Annotated in this window: 16 protein-coding genes and 1 riboswitch; of the genes, 5 read left to right on the forward strand and 11 right to left on the reverse strand. The window is 65.7% G+C overall.

Translation table 11 applies throughout. The annotated features are described in order from the left end of the window. The first annotated feature begins 50 nt into the window (after positions 1–50). Positions 51–899 carry an ABC transporter substrate-binding protein gene (locus NEF64_RS11385; protein WP_031392926.1) on the forward strand — a complete coding sequence of 283 codons (849 nt, stop codon included), beginning with the start codon at positions 51–53 and terminating at the stop codon, positions 897–899. On the opposite strand, the gene cobO is transcribed toward NEF64_RS11385, so the two are convergent. The 10 genes from cobO to hppD form a co-directional block, all read right to left on the reverse strand. Beyond that, positions 896–1495, reverse strand: coding sequence for a cob(I)yrinic acid a,c-diamide adenosyltransferase (gene cobO / locus NEF64_RS11390; protein WP_197977715.1), 600 nt, complete (start codon positions 1493–1495; stop codon positions 896–898). The two genes, NEF64_RS11385 and cobO, sit on opposite strands and share 4 nt — an antisense overlap. Next, entirely contained in the window at positions 1495–3453 is a 1959-nt protein-coding gene (locus NEF64_RS11395) for a TonB-dependent receptor plug domain-containing protein (RefSeq protein ID WP_056407795.1), read from the reverse strand. The genes cobO and NEF64_RS11395 overlap by 1 nt, the downstream gene beginning before the upstream one ends. A gap of 182 nt (positions 3454–3635) precedes the next feature. Further along, positions 3636–3868, reverse strand: a riboswitch (cobalamin riboswitch). A gap of 58 nt (positions 3869–3926) precedes the next feature. Beyond that, positions 3927–4751 (reverse strand): HpcH/HpaI aldolase/citrate lyase family protein, encoded by an 825-nt coding sequence (locus tag NEF64_RS11400; protein ID WP_056408698.1) that lies wholly within the window; start codon positions 4749–4751, stop codon positions 3927–3929. After that, positions 4748–5200 (reverse strand): MaoC family dehydratase, encoded by a 453-nt coding sequence (locus NEF64_RS11405; RefSeq protein WP_056407793.1) that lies wholly within the window; start codon positions 5198–5200, stop codon positions 4748–4750. The genes NEF64_RS11400 and NEF64_RS11405 overlap by 4 nt, the downstream gene beginning before the upstream one ends. Next, on the reverse strand, positions 5200–7035 hold the full coding sequence (locus NEF64_RS11410; RefSeq protein WP_056408696.1) for an acetyl/propionyl/methylcrotonyl-CoA carboxylase subunit alpha: 1836 nt from the start codon (positions 7033–7035) through the stop codon (positions 5200–5202). Before NEF64_RS11410 ends, NEF64_RS11405 begins: the two co-directional genes overlap by 1 nt. Then, positions 7032–7517 (reverse strand): nuclear transport factor 2 family protein, encoded by a 486-nt coding sequence (locus NEF64_RS11415; protein ID WP_056407791.1) that lies wholly within the window; start codon positions 7515–7517, stop codon positions 7032–7034. Before NEF64_RS11415 ends, NEF64_RS11410 begins: the two co-directional genes overlap by 4 nt. A 4-nt stretch (positions 7518–7521) precedes the next feature. Further along, positions 7522–9123, reverse strand: a complete 1602-nt coding sequence (locus NEF64_RS11420; protein WP_056407789.1) for a carboxyl transferase domain-containing protein — start codon at positions 9121–9123, stop codon at positions 7522–7524. Between the two features lie 31 nt (positions 9124–9154). Beyond that, positions 9155–10321 (reverse strand): isovaleryl-CoA dehydrogenase, encoded by a 1167-nt coding sequence (locus tag NEF64_RS11425; protein WP_031394480.1) that lies wholly within the window; start codon positions 10319–10321, stop codon positions 9155–9157. Positions 10322–10389: 68 nt separating this feature from the next. Beyond that, on the reverse strand, positions 10390–10821 hold the full coding sequence (locus NEF64_RS11430) for a Rieske (2Fe-2S) protein (protein WP_414711871.1): 432 nt from the start codon (positions 10819–10821) through the stop codon (positions 10390–10392). Positions 10822–10837: 16 nt separating this feature from the next. Beyond that, positions 10838–11908 carry a 4-hydroxyphenylpyruvate dioxygenase gene (hppD, locus tag NEF64_RS11435; RefSeq protein WP_056407788.1) on the reverse strand — a complete coding sequence of 357 codons (1071 nt, stop codon included), beginning with the start codon at positions 11906–11908 and terminating at the stop codon, positions 10838–10840. 88 nt (positions 11909–11996) lie between these two features. On the opposite strand from hppD, the gene NEF64_RS11440 reads away from it, so the two are divergent. Then, the gene (locus tag NEF64_RS11440) at positions 11997–12494 is read left to right on the forward strand and encodes a MarR family winged helix-turn-helix transcriptional regulator (protein WP_056407786.1); all 498 of its coding nucleotides are present in this window, start codon (positions 11997–11999) and stop codon (positions 12492–12494) included. On the opposite strand, the gene NEF64_RS11445 is transcribed toward NEF64_RS11440, so the two are convergent. Then, a complete protein-coding gene (locus NEF64_RS11445) occupies positions 12449–13336 on the reverse strand; it encodes a LysR family transcriptional regulator (RefSeq protein WP_252573750.1) in 888 nt (295 codons plus the stop codon). The two genes, NEF64_RS11440 and NEF64_RS11445, sit on opposite strands and share 46 nt — an antisense overlap. Positions 13337–13428: 92 nt before the next feature. Here NEF64_RS11445 and NEF64_RS11450 point away from each other — a divergent pair, with 92 nt between their 5' ends. The 3 genes from NEF64_RS11450 (at position 13429) to maiA (ending at position 17579) form a co-directional block, all read left to right on the forward strand. Next, entirely contained in the window at positions 13429–15555 is a 2127-nt protein-coding gene (locus NEF64_RS11450; protein WP_252573752.1) for a malate synthase G, read from the forward strand. Positions 15556–15642: 87 nt separating this feature from the next. Continuing rightward, positions 15643–16941 carry a homogentisate 1,2-dioxygenase gene (gene hmgA, locus NEF64_RS11455; RefSeq protein ID WP_056407784.1) on the forward strand — a complete coding sequence of 433 codons (1299 nt, stop codon included), beginning with the start codon at positions 15643–15645 and terminating at the stop codon, positions 16939–16941. Beyond that, positions 16938–17579: a maleylacetoacetate isomerase gene (gene maiA / locus NEF64_RS11460; RefSeq protein WP_031394488.1), complete on the forward strand. Its 642-nt coding sequence runs from the start codon at positions 16938–16940 to the stop codon at positions 17577–17579. Before hmgA ends, maiA begins: the two co-directional genes overlap by 4 nt. Positions 17580–17647 lie beyond the last annotated feature (68 nt).

Consider the following 17647-nt stretch of genomic DNA (forward strand, 5'->3'; position numbering starts at 1 on the left):
CATCGATTTCCGCCTAGCGCATAAGCGCCCGCTGCGGCAGGGCTTTGCGTATGCGCCGCCGCCGTCTCCTGACCATCCTGATCATCGCTGCCGCTGGCGCATCTGCTGCGGCGGCAGCGCCTCGACCGCCGGCGCGTATCGTTTCGCTCAACCTGTGCGCTGACCAGTATCTTCTGGCGCTGGCCGACCCCGCGCAGATCGTCGCACTGACCCGGTTCGCGCGTGATCCGAACATGTCCGCGGCCGCCAACGCCGCGCGTACCATCCCAGTCAGCCGTGGCAGCGCCGAAGACGTCCTGATGCTCCGCCCCGATCTCGTGATCTCCTCGCCGTTCCGACGCCAGACGGTCGCCGCAGTTCTCGCCGGCCGGAACGTCGCGACGCTCGATCTGCCCCCCGCTGACAGCTATACCGCGATCGTGACGCAAGTCCGGCAGGTCGCCGCAGCCATCGGGCACCCCGATCGCGGCGAAACGCTGATCCGCCGGATGGACACCGCGCTCGCACGATTGCCGCGCGCCCCGGGAGGTGGTCGTACGGCGGCCTATTATCAGCGTCGGGGTTTCCTGACCGGTACCGGCACGCTCGTCGACGAACTGATGCAGCGTCTCGGGCTGGCCAATCTCGCGACCCGGCTCGGCAAGCCGGCACTTTCGCAACTGTCGCTCGAACAAATGGCGCTGGCACGCCCGGACTATCTCGTCGTTGAGAGCGCCACCGACCGCGTGACCGATCAGGGCACCGAAATGCTGCATCATCCGATTCTCGACGGGATTCCCCGTCTGCGCATCCCCGAGGCGTGGACCGTCTGCGGAGGTCCCGCCTATGTGCTCGCCGCGCAAAGCCTCGCGGCGCAGTTGCGCACGCAGCGTCCAGCTAGTCCTCGCCGCGACCGTTAGAACTCAACGCCGGCCTGGGCCTTGACCCCGCCCCGGAACGGATGCTTGACCTGCCCCATCTCGGTGACGAGATCCGCCGCGGCAATCAACGCCTCGGGCGCGTTGCGTCCCGTCGCCACGACATGCGTCATCGCCGGTCGCGCCGCGAACCCCGCAAGCACCTCGTCGAGTGGCAGATAGTCATAGCGCAGGACGATGTTGATCTCGTCGGCGATGACCATCGCATAGCTCGGGTCGAGGATCATTCGGCGGACCTCGTCCCACCCTTCGCGCGCCACCGCGATATCGCGGGCCCGATCCTGCGTATCCCAGGTAAAGCCCTCGCCCATCGGCTTGAATTCGACCAGATCGGGAAAGGCGTCAAAGATGACCTTCTCGCCGGTCGTCATCGCACCCTTGACGAACTGTACGATCCCGACCTTTCGCCCATGCCCCATCATCCGCACCGCCATGCCAAGCGCCGCGGTGGTCTTGCCCTTGCCCGGTCCGGTGTGGACCATCAGCAGGCCCTTCTCGATCGTCTTGGCCGCGACGATCTTGTCCTGGACGACCTTCTTCTTGGCCATCCGCGCCGTGTGCTCCGCCTCGCTCCGCATCAGAATGCTGCCTTCACGCCGACATAGGCGCCGCGCCCCTGGCCAACATAGCTGAACACCTCCTCGTACCGCTCGTCGAACAGGTTTTCGACCCGACCGAAAACCGACAGCCCGGGCGTCAACTTGTACGCCGCGTTCAGGTTGACGAGGACATATTCCTGGAGCGAGACGCGGACCGGGACATAGCTCGGATCGGTATAGGCGTCGTCCTGCTGCCGGCCATTATACCGAACGGTGAGCGTTGCCGAGGCGCGCTGGTCGCGGCTGAACGCAGTCATGTTGACGCTGCCGATATGGTTGGGTCGCCGGATCTCCACGCCCCCGTCCTCGCGCGCCTTCAGATAGGTATAGGCGAGGTCGAAGCGCAGCTGCGGAATTGGCTGGGCTGTAGCAAACACCTCGACGCCATGCTGCGTCGATCGCGTATTGCGGTTGCCGGGCGTCGCGACGAAGTCGGGGGCAGGATAGGTGGTAAAGATCTCGTTCGTCAGCCGACTGTCGAAATAGGTCGCGCCGATCGTCGCACGATCCCCCCCGAAAGCCTGTTCGACCCCGGCTTCCCACCCCTTTGACTTTTCGGGCTTGAGGTTCGGATTGCCGATATAACGACCGTCGGAATAGCCGAAGAGATCGAAGTAGCCGGGGTTCTTCACGCTGGTACCGTAGGCACCGCGCACCCGCGTTCCGGTCGCAAAACGATAGCTCGCCTGCGCGCGGTAGGTGGTGGTGTCGTCGAACCGGTTATTCTCGTCGCGCCGCACCGATCCGCCGATCGCTAGCGCGTCGTCGATCACGACGTCATACTGTCCGACGATCCCGACATTGTCGGTGTGCCGCCGCCCTGTGAAGACGAACTCCGAAGAGACCGGACTAAGTGTCTGAAATTCCTCACGCTCGACATCGACTGCGGCGGTCAGCCGATGCCGGATGCGATCAGTGCCGAACCGGAAGGTGCTTTCGAACGATCCCTTGTACCGCCGTCCCTTGTTGCCGAAGCTCAAGGCATCGTCGACCAGCGCCCGGCGTGTCGTATCGGCAAACTGGCCGCTGAGCGCATTCGTCCAGCGGCCATCCGCCAGCGCGAGTTCGGCGCGAACCAGCCCGTAATATGCCTCGACCGTGCTGCGCGCGCCGGGCGTATCGACGATCGTGCCGAACTGCGGGCCGCTCAATGCCGTGTCGTTGCTGTCGGCATCGGTATAGCTATAGCGCCCGACGCCCGTGACCTTCAGCGTGTCGGTCGGCGACCAGCTCAGCTTGCCCGTCGCGCCGACGCTCTTCGCGCCGATGTCGCGCGATCCGCCCCGTGCGGTCGGCGTGCCGTCGGTGAGGTAGGTCGAGCTCGACAGCGCGTAATCGAGATTGCCCGCTACGCCCGCGACCCGGGCGCCTCCCGAAAACGTGCCGAACGATCCCCCTTCGGCCCGCAGTGATACGCCCGGGGCCTCCGCGCCGCTCAGCGTGAGATACTGGATGACGCCGCCGATCGCGTCGGACCCGTACAGCGCCGATTGCTGGCCGCGTAGCACCTCGACCCGGGCCGCCTCGTCGGCAATCAGCGTGCCGAAATCATATTCGCCCTGATAGGGATCGGACACTTCGATCCCGTCGATCAGCACCAGCACATGATTGCCCTCCGATCCGCGGATCCGGACCTGCGTCGTCCCCCCGACCGCGCCGGTCCGGCTAACCGCCAACCCTGGGACGTCGCGCAGCACGTCGGACACGATCCGGGTCTGCCGCTGGTCGAGCGTCGCTGCGTCGAGCACCGTCACCGACGCACCGATCTGATCGGCCGGAACCGCGTCGCCCGATCTCGATGCGGTAACCACCAGCTCAGCGCCGCCCGCTGCCGCCTCGCCCGTCGCCGCAGTAACCGGATCAGGCTCGGCCGCGGCCGGCGATGCAAAGGCCGTGGCGGTGGCGAGCGCCACAAGCGAAACGAAAATTCTGGTCATGAAACGATACCCCCGGCGTCACCAGCGACCGGCCGGGGCCTGCCGTCCGATGCTACGGACAGCCGGCGCAACGCTTGGGGTGTACGCCGAACCGCACCCGCCACGCGCACCGATGCGGCCCCCGCCGCATGGTTCGTCGCTCAGACGGAGTACCGTGCCGCGGTCATCCCCTGGACCATGGCAAGAGCGACCGAGCGCCGGCAGGTCTCCTGGCTCACGGGTCGACGCCCGGTACGCGACCTTCCCGGGCCCTGCGCTTGCGCTCAGGCCTAGTGGTCGTCCCCCCGTGATGAAGGGACATGCGCACCGCACTCACCGCTTACAGTTGCAGGGACAGCCGCGGCATGAGGAGGACCGTCTCCCGCACCGCATTCCCTTTGAAGCCCCGAGGGGCACCGACGCGATCTGCGACCCCGGCCTTCACCGGTTTCGCAGGGCGACGGTAGCGCAGAAATTTCCTGCCGCCAATGGGCCTAAAGTCGCGCGAGGATCGCCCGCGCCTGACGTAAGTGCGGCGCATCGATCATCCGCCCATCAAGCTGCAGCGCGCCCGCCTCGGGAGCCGCCGCAAACGCAGCGACGACGGCGTGCGCATGTGCAACGGTCGCCGCATCCGGCGTGAACGCGGCGTTGATCGTGGCGACCTGCGACGGATGAATCGCCATCATGCCGGTAAAGCCGTCCCGGCTGCCGCGCGCGGCATAGGCTGCCAGCCCGTCAATGTCCGCGATTGCGGGATAGACCGTCTCGATCGCCGCGACGTCCGCCGCATGTGCGCCGAACAGCAGCAGCGATCGTACGAGCTTATAGGGTTCGGTATAGGATCCGTCGTCCTCCCGACTGGTCGCCGCGCCGATCGCCGCGGGCAGGTCTTCGGCGCCCCAGGTCAGGCCGCATAACCGGTCGTTGACTCGCGCATATTCGCCCAGTGTGAAGATCGCGGCAGGCACTTCGGTAGCGATCGGCAGGATCGGCGGACAGTCATCGCCATAAGCCTCGACCAACGCGAGGACGGTCGCGGGTCCGGTCGCCTTGGGCAGCATGATTGCATCGGCCCCCCTCGCGGCAGCGAGATCGTCGTCCAGCCACCCCGAGTCGAGGGGATTGATCCGCACCATCCGGACGACGTCGGTATGGTCCTGCAACGCGGCCCGGACCGCCTCGCGGGCAACGGCCTTGCGGGAGAGTGCGACCGAGTCCTCCAGATCGAGGATGATGGCATCCACCCCGCTCGCTGCGGCCTTCGCAAAACGCTCGGGCCGGTCTGCGGGCACGAACAGCAGCGAGCGCAACCTCATGCCGACGTCCGCAGCAGCAGCGCCGAGCGGAGGCACTGACAGACGATCTCGTCACGCTGGTTGATCAGCTGGTGCATGAATGTGACGATCCCGGCGTTCGGGCGTGACCGGCTGGGCTTAAGCTCGGCGACCTCGGTCTCGGCGCGCATCGTATCGCCGATGAAGACGGGTTTCGGATGCACGAGCTTGTCGTAACCGAGATTGGCGACGAGCGTCCCGAGCGTCGTGTCGCCAACCGACAGGCCGACCATCAGCGCGAAGGTGAAGGTGCCGTTGACGAGGATCTGGCCGAATTCGCTCGCCTTCGCCGCTTCGGCATCGAGGTGCAGCGGCTGCGGGTTGTGCGTCATCGTCGAAAACAGGAGGTTGTCGGTCTCCGTGACGGTGCGGCGGATTTCATGGACGATCCGGTCGCCGACTGCCCATTGGTCGAAATAGCGGCCGGCCATCAGTCATCCTTCTCGATACGCGCGAGCACCATGCCATCGCTCACCTGCCCGCCTTCGATGGCGGTCAGTTCGGCAACCGTCCCGTCGAACGGCGCGACGAGCGAATGCTCCATCTTCATCGCCTCAAGTGTCACGAGCTTCTGCCCCTTTGCGACACGGTCCCCGACAGCCACGTCGACCGCGATGATCCGTCCCGGCATTGGTGACAAGATCGCGCCATCCGCTGCCGCCCCCATCGCCGCGCCAGACGCACGCCAGGGCCGCAACTGCCAGGTCTGCCCGGCATCGGAAACGAGGGCGGCATCGACTGGTTCATGGACGCCGCGACCGTCGAGATCGATCGTCACGATGTCGTCATCGAGCAGGAACCGCGCCGTCTTCAAAGGTCCCGCGTTGAGGCGAAAGCCCGCCATCGGTTCGATGCGTACGAGCGCGCGCGCGGCCGCGATCAGCGCTTCCTCGCTGGGCTGCGCCGGGGGCATCAGCGCCGCACCTTCGCGGGCGATCAGCCCGGTATCGAGCGTTCCCGCGACAAATTCCGGATGGTCGAGCGCCTGGACGAGAAAGCCCGCATTCGACCGGACCGGCCAGACGACCGCCTTGTCCAGCGCCTCCGCCAACGTCTCGCGCGCGGCTTCACGTGTGTCGCCCCAGGCAATCACCTTGGCGATCATCGGGTCATAATAGGGCGAAATGTCCGCCCCCTGTTCGACACCCGTATCGACCCGCGTCGCATCGCCCAGATCGAACGCCTCGAGCCGCCCGATCGACGGCAGGAAACCCTTGGCGGGATCCTCCGCATAGAGCCGCGCCTCGATCGCCCATCCGCGGATCGCAAGATCATGCTGCTGCAGCGGCAACGCCTCGCCGCTGGCAATCCGCAGCTGCCACTCGACAAGGTCCTGTCCGGTGATTTCCTCGGTGACGGGATGCTCGACCTGCAACCGGGTGTTCATTTCCATGAACCAGATCCGATCGGCGCGCAGGCCTTCGCTCGCATCGGCGATGAACTCGATCGTACCCGCGCCGACATAGTTCACGGCCTGTGCCGCGCGCACCGCCGCCGCGCAGATCGCCGCGCGCGTCGTATCATCCATGCCGGGCGCCGGGGCCTCCTCGATCACCTTCTGATGCCGGCGCTGCAACGAACAGTCACGTTCGAACAGATGGACGACGTTGCCTTGCCGATCGCCGAACACCTGCACCTCGATATGCCGCGGTGACAGGATATATTTCTCGATCAGCACGTCGGTATTGCCGAACGAAGCGGAGGCTTCGCGCTGGCACGACGCGAGCGCGTCGGCAAAGTCGGCGGACGCATCGACGCGGCGCATACCCTTGCCGCCGCCGCCCGCAACGGCCTTGATCAGGACGGGGTAGCCGATGGCATCCGCCTCGCGCTGGAGCCGATCGGGCGACTGGTCTTCCCCCAGATAGCCCGGTGTCACCGGGACGCCGGCCGCCATCATCCGCTGCTTCGCAGCATCCTTCAGCCCCATCGCTCGGATGCTGTCGGGATCGGGGCCAACCCACAGGATCCCTGCGTCGAGCACGGCCTGCGCGAATTCCGCATTCTCGGACAGGAACCCGTACCCCGGATGAATTGCCTCGGCGCCGGTGGCGAGCGCGGCGGCGATGATCCGTTCTCCGACCAGATAGCTCTCGCGCGCCGGGTTCGCACCGATATGCACCGCCTCGTCAGCGTGCCGGACATGCAGCGCGCCCGCATCGGCATCGGAATAGACCGCGATCGTGCGAATTCCCAACGCCCGAGCCGTGCGAATGATGCGGCAGGCGATCTCGCCGCGGTTGGCGATAAGCAGTGATTCGATCATTGCGCGGGGCATCCAGTGGTCCGCTTGGACCAGGTGATGTTGAGGATCTTCCACCGGCCCGCTTCCCGCACCATGTCGAAATGGTCGGTCCCGCAATGCGCGACCCGGCCGTCGATGGTGAAGACATAGGGCGACCATACCATCGCGATATCGCCATCGATATCCACCGCGGGATCCGTCAGGCGTTCCGCATATCGCTCCGGTCCGGGCTTCAGACCGGCGGCGAACTCGGACCAGCCGGTCCGGCGGACGATGCGCGTGCCGTCGGCCTTTTCTTCCACGGCCGTAGCGCCCCCCTCGGGGCGCGCTTGTGCGAGCAGTGCCTGGCCATCGCGGGCGGCCAACGCGGCGAACATCGCGTCGATCGGCACCATGACGCCGGCCTCCTCGGTCACCACGGCTGGCGGCAAGCCGGTCCCTTTGACGATCGGCTGGACCGGTGTGATTTGACCCGCGGCCAGCAGAAACGATAGCAGGATCATCGGCTTACATCCTGAATACACCGAACGCGGGGCGTTCGGCGATGGGAGCGTTGAGCGTCGCGGCGAGCGCGAGGCCGAGCACGTCGCGGGTCTGCGCGGGATCGATGATCCCGTCGTCCCACAGCCGCGCGGTCGCGTACCAGGGATTCCCCTCGTCCTCATATTTCTGACGAACCGGCGCCTTGAACGCTTCGGCCTCCTCCGCCGTCCAGTCGTCCGCGTCGCGGTGAACGGTGGCGAGGACCGAGGCCGCCTGTTCGCCGCCCATCACGCTGATCCGGCTGTTCGGCCAGCTGAACAGGAAGCGCGGCGAATAGGCGCGTCCGCACATGCCGTAATTGCCGGCGCCGAAACTGCCGCCGATCAGCACCGTGATCTTCGGCACGGTCGCGGTCGCGACTGCCGTCACGAGCTTTGCACCATGTTTGGCAATGCCTTCCGCCTCATACTTCCCGCCGACCATGAAGCCCGAGATGTTCTGGAGGAACAGCAGCGGTACCTTGCGCTGGCAGGCGAGCTCGATGAAATGCGCGCCCTTCTGTGCGCTTTCGCTGAACAGGACGCCATTGTTGGCGAGGATCGCGACGGGGAGTCCGTGGATATGCGCGAACCCGCACACCAGCGAGGTACCATAGAGCGCCTTGAACGCATGGAATTCGCTGCCATCGACGAGCCGTGCGATCACTTCGTGCACGTCATAGGGTGCGCGGACGTCGGACGGCACGACACCATAAAGCCCCTCGGCGTCGTATTTCGGGGCGCGCGTCGGTTGCCGGTTCACCGTGACAGGGACCTGTGGCGGCAAGGTCGAGACGATGTCGCGAACGATCGTCAGCGCGTGGTCGTCCGATTCCGCAACATGATCTACCACCCCCGACCGTCGCCCGTGCGTGTCCGCACCACCGAGGTCCTCCGCAGAAATCACCTCGCCCGTCGCCGCCTTGACTAGCGGCGGCCCAGCAAGAAAGATCGTGCCCTGCCCGCGGACGATGATCGTCTCGTCGGACATGGCCGGGACGTAGGCGCCGCCCGCAGTGCAGCTCCCCATCACACAGGCAATCTGCGGAATCCCCAGCGCCGACATCTGCGCCTGGTTGTAGAAGATCCGACCGAAATGCTCGCGATCGGGGAACACCTCCGCCTGATGGGGCAGGTTCGCTCCGCCACTATCGACGAGATAGATGCACGGCAGACGATTTTCCTGTGCGATTTCCTGCGCTCGCAGATGTTTCTTGACAGTCAGCGGGAAATAGGTCCCTCCCTTCACCGTCGCATCATTGCACAAAATCATGCACTGCCGCCCGGCCACGCGGCCGATCCCCGCAATCACTCCCGCGCCGGGGACCGCGTCGTCATACAGGCCATTGGCAACAAGTTGGCCGATCTCGAGAAACGGCGAACCCGGATCGAGCAAGCGCTCGACCCGGTCGCGCGGCAGCAGCTTGCCACGCGCAACGTGCCGGTCGCGCGACCGGACGTCCCCGCCGAGCGCGACGCGCGCAACGTCGTCGCGCAGGCGCTGGGCGAGTGCGCGGTTGTGCGCCGCATTCGCCTGGAACGTCTCGGCGTCGACCGAAAGCTTCGTATCGAGGACGGGACCGCTCACCGTTCACCCCGCCGCGACCTGATCCGCACGCTCATTGCATCACCTTGGGCGCGGCACCGATAAGTTCGCGTCCGATCAGCATCCGGCGGATCTCGTTTGTTCCCGCGCCGATGTCGAGCAGCTTGGCGTCGCGCATGAAACGCTCGACCGGCCAGTCCTTGGTATAGCCCGCGCCACCCAGAGCCTGGATCGATTCCAGCGAGACCTTCACCGCGCTCTCGCTCGCCAGCAGGATCGCGCCCGCTGCGTCGAACCGCGTCGTCTTGCCCGCATCGCAGGACCGCGCGACGGCATAGACATAGGCACGTGCGGAACTCAGCGCGACATACATGTCGGCGACCTTCGCCTGGATCAGCTGGAACTGGCCGATCGCGGTCCCGAACTGCCTGCGTTCGCGGACATAGGGGATGACCACGTCGAGACAGGCCTGCATGATGCCGAGCTGAATGCCCGCGAGCACCGCGCGCTCATAGTCGAGGCCCGACATCAGCACGCCGACGCCGCCATTCTCCGGTCCCATCACCGCGTCGAACGGCACGTGGCAATCGGTGAAGACGAGCTCGGCAGTCGGGGAGCCCCGCATGCCCATCTTGTCGATCTTCTGCCCGATCGCGAAACCCGGCATGTCCTTCTCGATCAGGAAGGCGGTGATCCCCTTCGATCCCTCGCCCGTCTTCGCATAGACGACGAGCGTATCCGCATAGGCCGCGTTGGTGATCCAGAACTTGGTGCCGTTCAGGACATAGCCGCTCTCGGTCCTCACCGCCTTCAGCTTCATCGACACGACGTCGGATCCCGCCCCGGCCTCGGACATTGCCAAGCTTCCGACATGCTCGCCCGACACCAGCTTTGGCAGATATTTCGCCTTTTGCTCGGCATTGCCCCAGCGACGGATCTGATTGACGCACAGATTGGAATGCGCGCCATAGCTCAAGCCGATCGACGCCGATGCGCGCGACACTTCTTCGACCGCGACAACATGCTCGAGATAGCCGAGCCCGAGCCCGCCATACTCTTCCTCGACGGTGATGCCGTGAAGCCCCAACTCGCCCATTGCCGGCCAGAGCTCGCGGGGAAACCAGTCGTCCGCATCGATCTTCGCAGCCAGCGGAGCGATCTTCTCCTTCGCAAAACGCTGCGTCGTGTCGCGGATCATGTCCGCGGCTTCGCCCAGCGCGAAGTCGAAATCTGGCGTCACGAAACTCTCCTTACCGTATTAATCCCGTGGCTTGCCGGGCTGTTCTCTTTACCGTTCTCGCCCGATGCTCAGCGAGGGTCAGGGACCGCAGCCGTCGCGCCGAGCGTCGTGATCACGCCGTCTACGACCGTGATCGGCCAGACCGCAAGCGCTTGACCCACGCAGGGGCCGCCGACGCAGCGGCCATCGTCGATTCTGAACAGTGCGGAATGCCATCCACAGACGATCAGGTCGCCATTCGGGCTCAGATAGTTGTCGAGGGCGCGCGCCAGTGGCAGTCCGGCGTGCGGGCAGCGATCGACATAGCCGACGACGCCGTCACCGCGCCGGACCGCAAAGCCGTGGAACCGCCCCGCGCGCATCTGCACGACATAGCCTCTCGACTGGCCGGGTGCGATCGCCTCGATCGACCCGAGCGCGATCCCGGCCGGCGTGGCGAACAGCCGCACCGACGACGGCGCATCGCTCACGGCACTGTCGTCGCCCGGCTGGCCCTGCATGTCCGTCATGACGTCGTCACGCGTCGACCGTGATCACCCCACGCCGGATCTGGTCGAGTTCAATCGACTCGTACAGCGCCTGGAAGTTGCCGTTGCCGAACCCCTCATTGCCCTTGCGCTGGATGACCTCGAAAAAGATCGGCCCGAACAGCGGTTCGGTGAAGATCTGGAGCAGCAGCCCCTCCTCACCGACATTGCCGTCGAGCAGGATCCGGTTGCGCCGCAGCCGCTGGAGATCCTCGCCATGGTTCGGCACGCGCTTGTCGACCAGTTCGTAATAGGTCTCGATCGTGTCCTGCAGCCGGACGCCGCGAGCCCGCAGTTTCTCGACGGTCGTGTAGATATCGTCGGTGGTCAGCGCGAGATGCTGGATGCCTTCGCCATTATAGTCGCGGATGAACTCCTCGATCTGGCTGTGGTCGTCCTGGCTCTCGTTCAGCGGGATCCGGATCGCGCGATCGGGCGCGATCATCGCCTGGCTGAACAGGCCCGTCGCCTTGCCCTTGATGTCGAAATATTTCTGCTCTTCGAACCCGAAAATCTGACCGTAAAAGGTCGACCAGGTCCGCATCTGCCCGCGCTTTACGTTATGGGTAAGATGGTCGAGCAGATCGAGACCGACCGAATTCTCGGCCTCGGCCTCTGCCGCGCCCGGGATCTGATCCCACGCATCGTACAAGCTGCCCGCGCCGCCATGACGGTCGACGAGATAGAGCAACGATCCGCCGATCCCCTCCAGCGCGTAGCTCTCGTCGCCCAGCGCGCCGCGCGACGCATCGGCCGCCTTCGCGCCGCGTGCCAGCGCAGCGTCGAAGGCCGCCTTGGCGTCCGCAACACGGAACGCCATGCCGTTCGCCGAAGGACCATGGTCGGCGCGGAACGTCGCGGCCTGCCCCGTCGGCTCGGCGTTTAGCAAGAGGTTGATGCGACCCTGTTTGTACCGGGTCACTGCCTTGGTCGGATGCCGGGACGCGGGCACGAAACCCAATTGCTCGAACTGTTTGCCCATCGCCGCCGGATCGGGCGATGTGAACTCGCAGAACTCGAAACCATCCAACCCCATCGGGTTGACGTCCATATGCTCCATGATGCGACAGCCTCTCACAGCTTTATAGTATCGTTGGATACCAACTGCGCGTTTGCGCAGATCGTGTCAACTGATACTATCCCGTGCCATGACCGCTTCATCCGACCGCCCACTGCTGCTCGACGACTTCATCCCATTCCGGCTGTCGTTCACGTCGAACCTCGTCAGCGACACGATCGCGCGCAGCTATGAATCGCTGTTCGGTCTCTCGATCCCCGAATGGCGGCTGGTCGCCGTCATCGCCGAAACCGGCGGCATCACCCAGGCGGAAATCGGTCATCGTACGCGCATGGATAAGGTTACGGTAAGCCGCGCGGCCATCGCGCTGGTCGAGCGCGGCCTTCTCGAACGGCGCGCCAATGCCAGCGACCGTCGCTCGCACCTGTTGATGCTCAGCGATGCCGGGCGCACGCTTTACGCTGCGGTCGCACCCAAGGCACGCGATCTGGAGGCGCGGATCTTTGCACAGTTCGACCCGGCCGAAGTCGCCGCGTTCACGGCGATGCTCCGTCGGATCGACGCGGTGACCAGCGCGCTCGATCAGCCGGCCCAGGGCGGTGACGGTGTCCACAACGTCCGCAAATAGTCGAGCAGCGCGACAACCGACGACGGCACTGCACCGCGCGGGTGCAGCGCGAAGATCCCCACATCCGCGCTCCCCTCGATCGCCGGCAGGACGCGAACGAGCCGCCCCGCCGCCAGATCACTGCTGACGTCCCACAGCGACCGCAGCGCGATCCCCACGCCCGACAGCGCGAGTTCTCTCACGACCTCGCTCGAATTCGTGCGCACGTGGCTCGCGGCATCGATCGTGAAATCGCCGTCAGACCCCGTCAGCCGCCACGGCATCTGCCCGCGCGCCGCGAGCAGCCGATGGTCACCCAGCGCCGCCGCGCTGCCGGGAATTCCCGCCATTTCGAGATAGGCGGGTGCGGCGCACAGGACCCGGCGGCTGTCGCCCAGCCGGTGCGCGTCAAAACCCGGCTCGACCGTCGGCGCGATCCGGATCGCGAGGTCGATACCCTCGCCGAGCAGGTCCGAAAAGCCGTCGGACAGGTTCAGTTCCAGCGCGATGTCGGGATGCGCATCGAGAAAAGGCTTGAGCCTAGGTGCGATATGCAAGCGCCCGAAAGACGTCGGCGCGCTGACGCGGAGCGGACCGCTCGGCCCGGCGGCCCGGTCGCCGACCCGCCCCTCGGCCTCCCGAATCGCGGTAAGGATTGCGACCATGTCCGCGTGATACCGCTCCCCTCGCGCCGTCGGCTCGAGCCGCCGCGTCGTACGATTGAGCAGCCGCACTCCGAGCCGCGTCTCGAGCCGGACGATCCGTTTCGATACCATCGCCGGGGAGATGCCGCGCAAGCGGGCAGCTCCGCTCAGGCTTCCTGTCGCGACGACGTCGACGAACAAGGCGGCATCCGGATCCATTCATTCCCCCAGTGATCGACAGCTTCAACACTTGATCGTCTACCGAACAGCCTGGCGGTCGTATAGGATGGTCGTCAGATAGGGAGAGAGCGATGACCGCGACGTCAGACGACATGATCGACAAGGCGGGGCTGCGTGTCGCCGCACCGCTGGCACGGTTCCTCGAAGACCAGGCGCTGCCCGGCACGGGAGTCGACCCGTCCGCCTTCTGGTCCGGAATGGCCGACATCTACGCCCGCTTCGGACCCGAAAATCGCGCGCTGCTTGCCCGCCGCGATGCGCTGCAAGCGAAGATCGACGCCTGGTACAGCGCGCTTGGCGGCCGCCCCGTCGATCCGGATGCCCAGGCGCGCTTCCTCCGTGAGATCGGTTATCTCGTTGAGGAGCCTGCGCCGTTCGTGGCGACCTCGACCCGCGTCGATGACGAGGTGGCACGGCTGGCAGGCCCGCAGCTGGTCGTGCCGGTCCTCAACGCCCGGTTCGTCCTCAACGCCGCAAACGCGCGCTGGGGCAGCCTGTACGACGCACTCTACGGCACCGACGTGATCCCCGGAACGCCGTCCGGTCGGGGCTATGATCCGGACCGCGGTGCACAGGTGATCGCCTGGGCCAAGGCGTTCCTCGATTCCAGCGTGCCGCTTGCGACGGGTTCGTGGACCGACTGGGACGGCAGCCCGCCCGTGCTGGCACAACCGGATCAGCTCCGCGGCCATGCCGGCAGCACGATCCTCTTGCGCCACAATGGCCTGCACATCGAGCTTGTCATCGATCGCGACCATCCGATCGGCGCGTCCGACCCCGCCGGACTCGCCGATGTCCGGCTCGAATCCGCGCTCACGACGATCGTCGACCTCGAGGATTCGGTTGCCGCGGTCGACGCCGACGACAAGGTCGCGGCCTATGCCAATTGGCTGGGCCTGATGAAGGGTGATCTGGAGGCGCAGTTCGACAAGGGAGGCCGGACGCTGACCCGGTCCTTGGAGGACGACCGGCGCTACATCGCGCAGGACGGGTCCGAAATCATCCTGCCGGGACGCAGCCTGTTGTTCGTCCGCAATGTCGGCCATCTGATGACCACGCCCGCAATCCGTCTGCCCGATGGGACGGAGGCGCCCGAGGGCATTCTCGACGGGATCGTGACCGCGCTGATCGCGCTGCACGATCTGAACGGCACCGGCCGCTTCCGGAACAGCCGCCAGGGTTCGATCTACATCGTCAAGCCGAAGATGCACGGCCCCGACGAAGCGGGCTTCACCAATCGGCTGTTCGACGCGATCGAGGATCTGCTCGGCCTCGACCGCCACACGATCAAGGTCGGCGTAATGGACGAGGAACGCCGCACTTCGGCCAATCTGGCCGCCTGCATCGCCGCGGTGAAGGACCGCATCGTGTTCATCAACACGGGCTTCCTCGACCGCACGGGCGACGAGATGCACACCGCGATGCGCGCCGGACCGATGATCCGCAAGAGCGAGATGAAGGCCAGCGCCTGGATCGCCGCCTATGAGGATCGCAATGTCCAGATCGGCCTCGCCTGCGGCCTCAGCGGTCGCGCGCAGATCGGCAAAGGCATGTGGGCCGCGCCCGATCGCATGGCGGACATGCTCGACCAGAAGATCGCGCACCCGATGACCGGCGCCAACACCGCCTGGGTCCCCTCGCCCACCGCGGCGACGCTTCACGCGACACATTACCACCGCGTTGACGTCTTCGCGCGACAGGCGGCACGACAGAGCGAGCCCGTCACACCGCTCGACACGCTTCTGACGATCCCGCTCGCACACGGCCATAACTGGTCCCCCGACGAGATCCGCGACGAACTCGAGAACAATGCGCAGGGCATTCTCGGCTATGTCGTGCGCTGGATCGACCAGGGCGTCGGCTGCTCGAAGGTGCCTGACATTCATGACATCGGCCTGATGGAAGATCGCGCGACCCTGCGGATCAGCTCGCAACATATGGCGAACTGGATGCTCCACGGCATCGCGACGCCCGCCGAGGTCGATGCCGCCTTTGTGAAGATGGCGGCCAAGGTCGATGCACAGAATGCTTCCGATCAGCACTATCGGCCGATGGCAGGGCACGAAGCAACCAGCCTTGCCTATCGCGCCGCGCGCGCGCTCGTCTTCGAAGGGCTTGATCAGCCGAACGGCTATACAGAACCCCTGCTCCACCGCTTCCGGCAGGAAGCAAAAGCAGCGCAAACTGGTAACAGTTGACACCATATTGGCCGGGGGCCATCGTCCTTGGCGAAACCCCCGGCCCCCGCGGCACGTCGAACAGGGGTGTGCGAGGAGAGTGTTACGATGGCCAATGACCCGGCCGCCACCGGCTATATTTCGGGTTTCGGCAACCATGTCGCGACCGAGGCCGTCGCGGGCGCGCTGCCCGTCGGGCGCAATGCGCCACAGCGACCGCCTTTCGGGCTGTACACCGAGCAGCTGTCGGGCACGGCCTTCACCGCACCGCGTCACGAGAACCGGCGGAGCTGGCTGTACCGCATGCGCCCCACCGCCGAACATCCGCCCTATGTCCGATATGACGGCGCCGCCCGCTTTGCCGCGGGCGCGCATGACGGTCCACTGGCGCCCAACCGGTTGCGTTGGGATCCGAGCGCACCACCCTCCCCGGGCACCGACCTAATCGACGGCATGACGACGATGCTTTCTACCCGCGATCCTGCGGATCTGGAGGGCGTCGCGGTCCACCTCTATGCCGCCAACCGCGACATGACCGCGCGGGTCTTTGTCGATGCCGATGGCGAACTGCTCTTCATCCCCCAGGCGGGGCGGCTCGAACTCCTGACCGAGCTCGGGCGGATCATGGTCGCGCCCGGCCAGATCGCGCTCATCCCGCGCGGTGTTCGTTTCCGGGCTTTGCTACCCGATGGGCAAGCAACGGGCTATGTCGCGGAAAACCACGGCGCGCTGTTCCGCCTGCCCGATCTAGGTCCAATCGGCGCGAACGGGCTGGCCAATCCGCGCGATTTCGAAACGCCGGTCGCCTGGTTCGAGGATCGCGACACGCGGTTCGAGGTAATCCAGAAATTCATGGGATCGCTGTGGTGCACGACGCTCGAGCACAGTCCGCTCGACGTCGTGGCGTGGCACGGCAATCTGGCGCCGTGGCGCTATGATCTCGCGCGGTTCAATACGATCAACACGGTGAGCTTCGACCATCCCGATCCGTCGATCTTCACCGTCCTGACCTCGCCCTCCGACGTACCCGGCCGCGCCAATGCCGATTTCGTCGTCTTCCCGCCGCGCTGGATGGTTGCCGAGGACACGTTCCGCCCGCCCTGGTTCCACCGAAACGTCATGTCCGAGGCAATGGGTCTGATCCACGGCGCCTATGACGCCAAGGCGGCCGGCTTCACGCCCGGCGGTCTGAGCCTGCACAATCTGATGGCAGGCCACGGTCCCGATCTCGATAGCTGGACCGCCGCTACGAACGCCGATCTCAAGCCGCACAAGATCGACGGGACCATGGCCTTCATGGTGGAGAGTTGCTGGCCCTACCGACCGACGCCGCATGCGCTGGAACATGCCCAGCTCGATTATGACGCTGTCTGGGCCGATTTCCCCAAGGCGGTGCTGCCGGCATGATCCTGCACGGCTATTGGCGGTCGACAACCTCCTACCGCGTGCGGATCGCGCTGAACCTGAAGCAGTGCTCCTATGAGCAGCGCACGCACGATCTCAGGACCGGCGCGCAGCGTGACGCGCGCTATCTCGCGCTTAACCCGCAAGGGCTGGTGCCCGCGCTCGACATTGGCGACGGCACGATCCTGACGCAGTCGCCTGCCATCCTCGAATGGCTCGACGCGACCTATCCGGCGGCGCCGCTATTGCCCGCCGATCCGATCGAGGCCGCGATCGTGCGCGGCATTGCGGCGACGATCGGGTGCGACATTCATCCGGTCAACAATCTGCGGATCCTTGATGCACTCAGGACAGATTTCGCCGCGACGCCCGATCAGGTATCAGCCTGGATCGCGCGGTGGATGACCGCGGGATTCGATGCGATCGAGCCACAGATCGCTCGCCACGGCGACCGCTATGCCTTTGGCGCCACGCCGACGCTGGCCGACTGCTATCTCGTGCCGCAGGTCTATGCGGCCGAACGCTTCGCCGTCGATCTCTCACGCTACCCCTGTCTGGCCACCGCCGCCGCGAACGCCGCGACCCTGCCGGCCTTCGCCGCTGCACATCCCGACATGCAGTCTGACCGTGACCCGCTATAGTATTGATATAGATTAGCACAAACGCGGTGCGAGTAGCGGACATAAAAGCCGAATTGATGCGTTTCTCA

The sequence above is a fragment of the Sphingomonas aerolata genome, from assembly GCF_023935825.1.
In the GTDB taxonomy this organism is placed as follows: Bacteria; Pseudomonadota; Alphaproteobacteria; order Sphingomonadales; family Sphingomonadaceae; genus Sphingomonas; species Sphingomonas aerolata.

Coding starts and splice junctions, on each gene's coding strand:
- NEF64_RS11385 (WP_031392926.1), top strand. CDS start 51: ATGCGCCGCCGCCGTCTCCTGACCATCCTGATCATCGCTGCCGCTGGC.
- cobO (WP_197977715.1), bottom strand. CDS start 1,495: ATGCGGAGCGAGGCGGAGCACACGGCGCGGATGGCCAAGAAGAAGGTC.
- NEF64_RS11395 (WP_056407795.1), bottom strand. CDS start 3,453: ATGACCAGAATTTTCGTTTCGCTTGTGGCGCTCGCCACCGCCACGGCC.
- NEF64_RS11400 (WP_056408698.1), bottom strand. CDS start 4,751: ATGAGGTTGCGCTCGCTGCTGTTCGTGCCCGCAGACCGGCCCGAGCGT.
- NEF64_RS11405 (WP_056407793.1), bottom strand. CDS start 5,200: ATGGCCGGCCGCTATTTCGACCAATGGGCAGTCGGCGACCGGATCGTC.
- NEF64_RS11410 (WP_056408696.1), bottom strand. CDS start 7,035: ATGATCGAATCACTGCTTATCGCCAACCGCGGCGAGATCGCCTGCCGC.
- NEF64_RS11415 (WP_056407791.1), bottom strand. CDS start 7,517: ATGATCCTGCTATCGTTTCTGCTGGCCGCGGGTCAAATCACACCGGTC.
- NEF64_RS11430 (WP_414711871.1), bottom strand. CDS start 10,821: ATGCAGGGCCAGCCGGGCGACGACAGTGCCGTGAGCGATGCGCCGTCG.
- hppD (WP_056407788.1), bottom strand. CDS start 11,908: ATGGAGCATATGGACGTCAACCCGATGGGGTTGGATGGTTTCGAGTTC.
- NEF64_RS11440 (WP_056407786.1), top strand. CDS start 11,997: ATGACCGCTTCATCCGACCGCCCACTGCTGCTCGACGACTTCATCCCA.
- NEF64_RS11445 (WP_252573750.1), bottom strand. CDS start 13,336: ATGGATCCGGATGCCGCCTTGTTCGTCGACGTCGTCGCGACAGGAAGC.
- NEF64_RS11450 (WP_252573752.1), top strand. CDS start 13,429: ATGACCGCGACGTCAGACGACATGATCGACAAGGCGGGGCTGCGTGTC.
- hmgA (WP_056407784.1), top strand. CDS start 15,643: ATGGCCAATGACCCGGCCGCCACCGGCTATATTTCGGGTTTCGGCAAC.
- maiA (WP_031394488.1), top strand. CDS start 16,938: ATGATCCTGCACGGCTATTGGCGGTCGACAACCTCCTACCGCGTGCGG.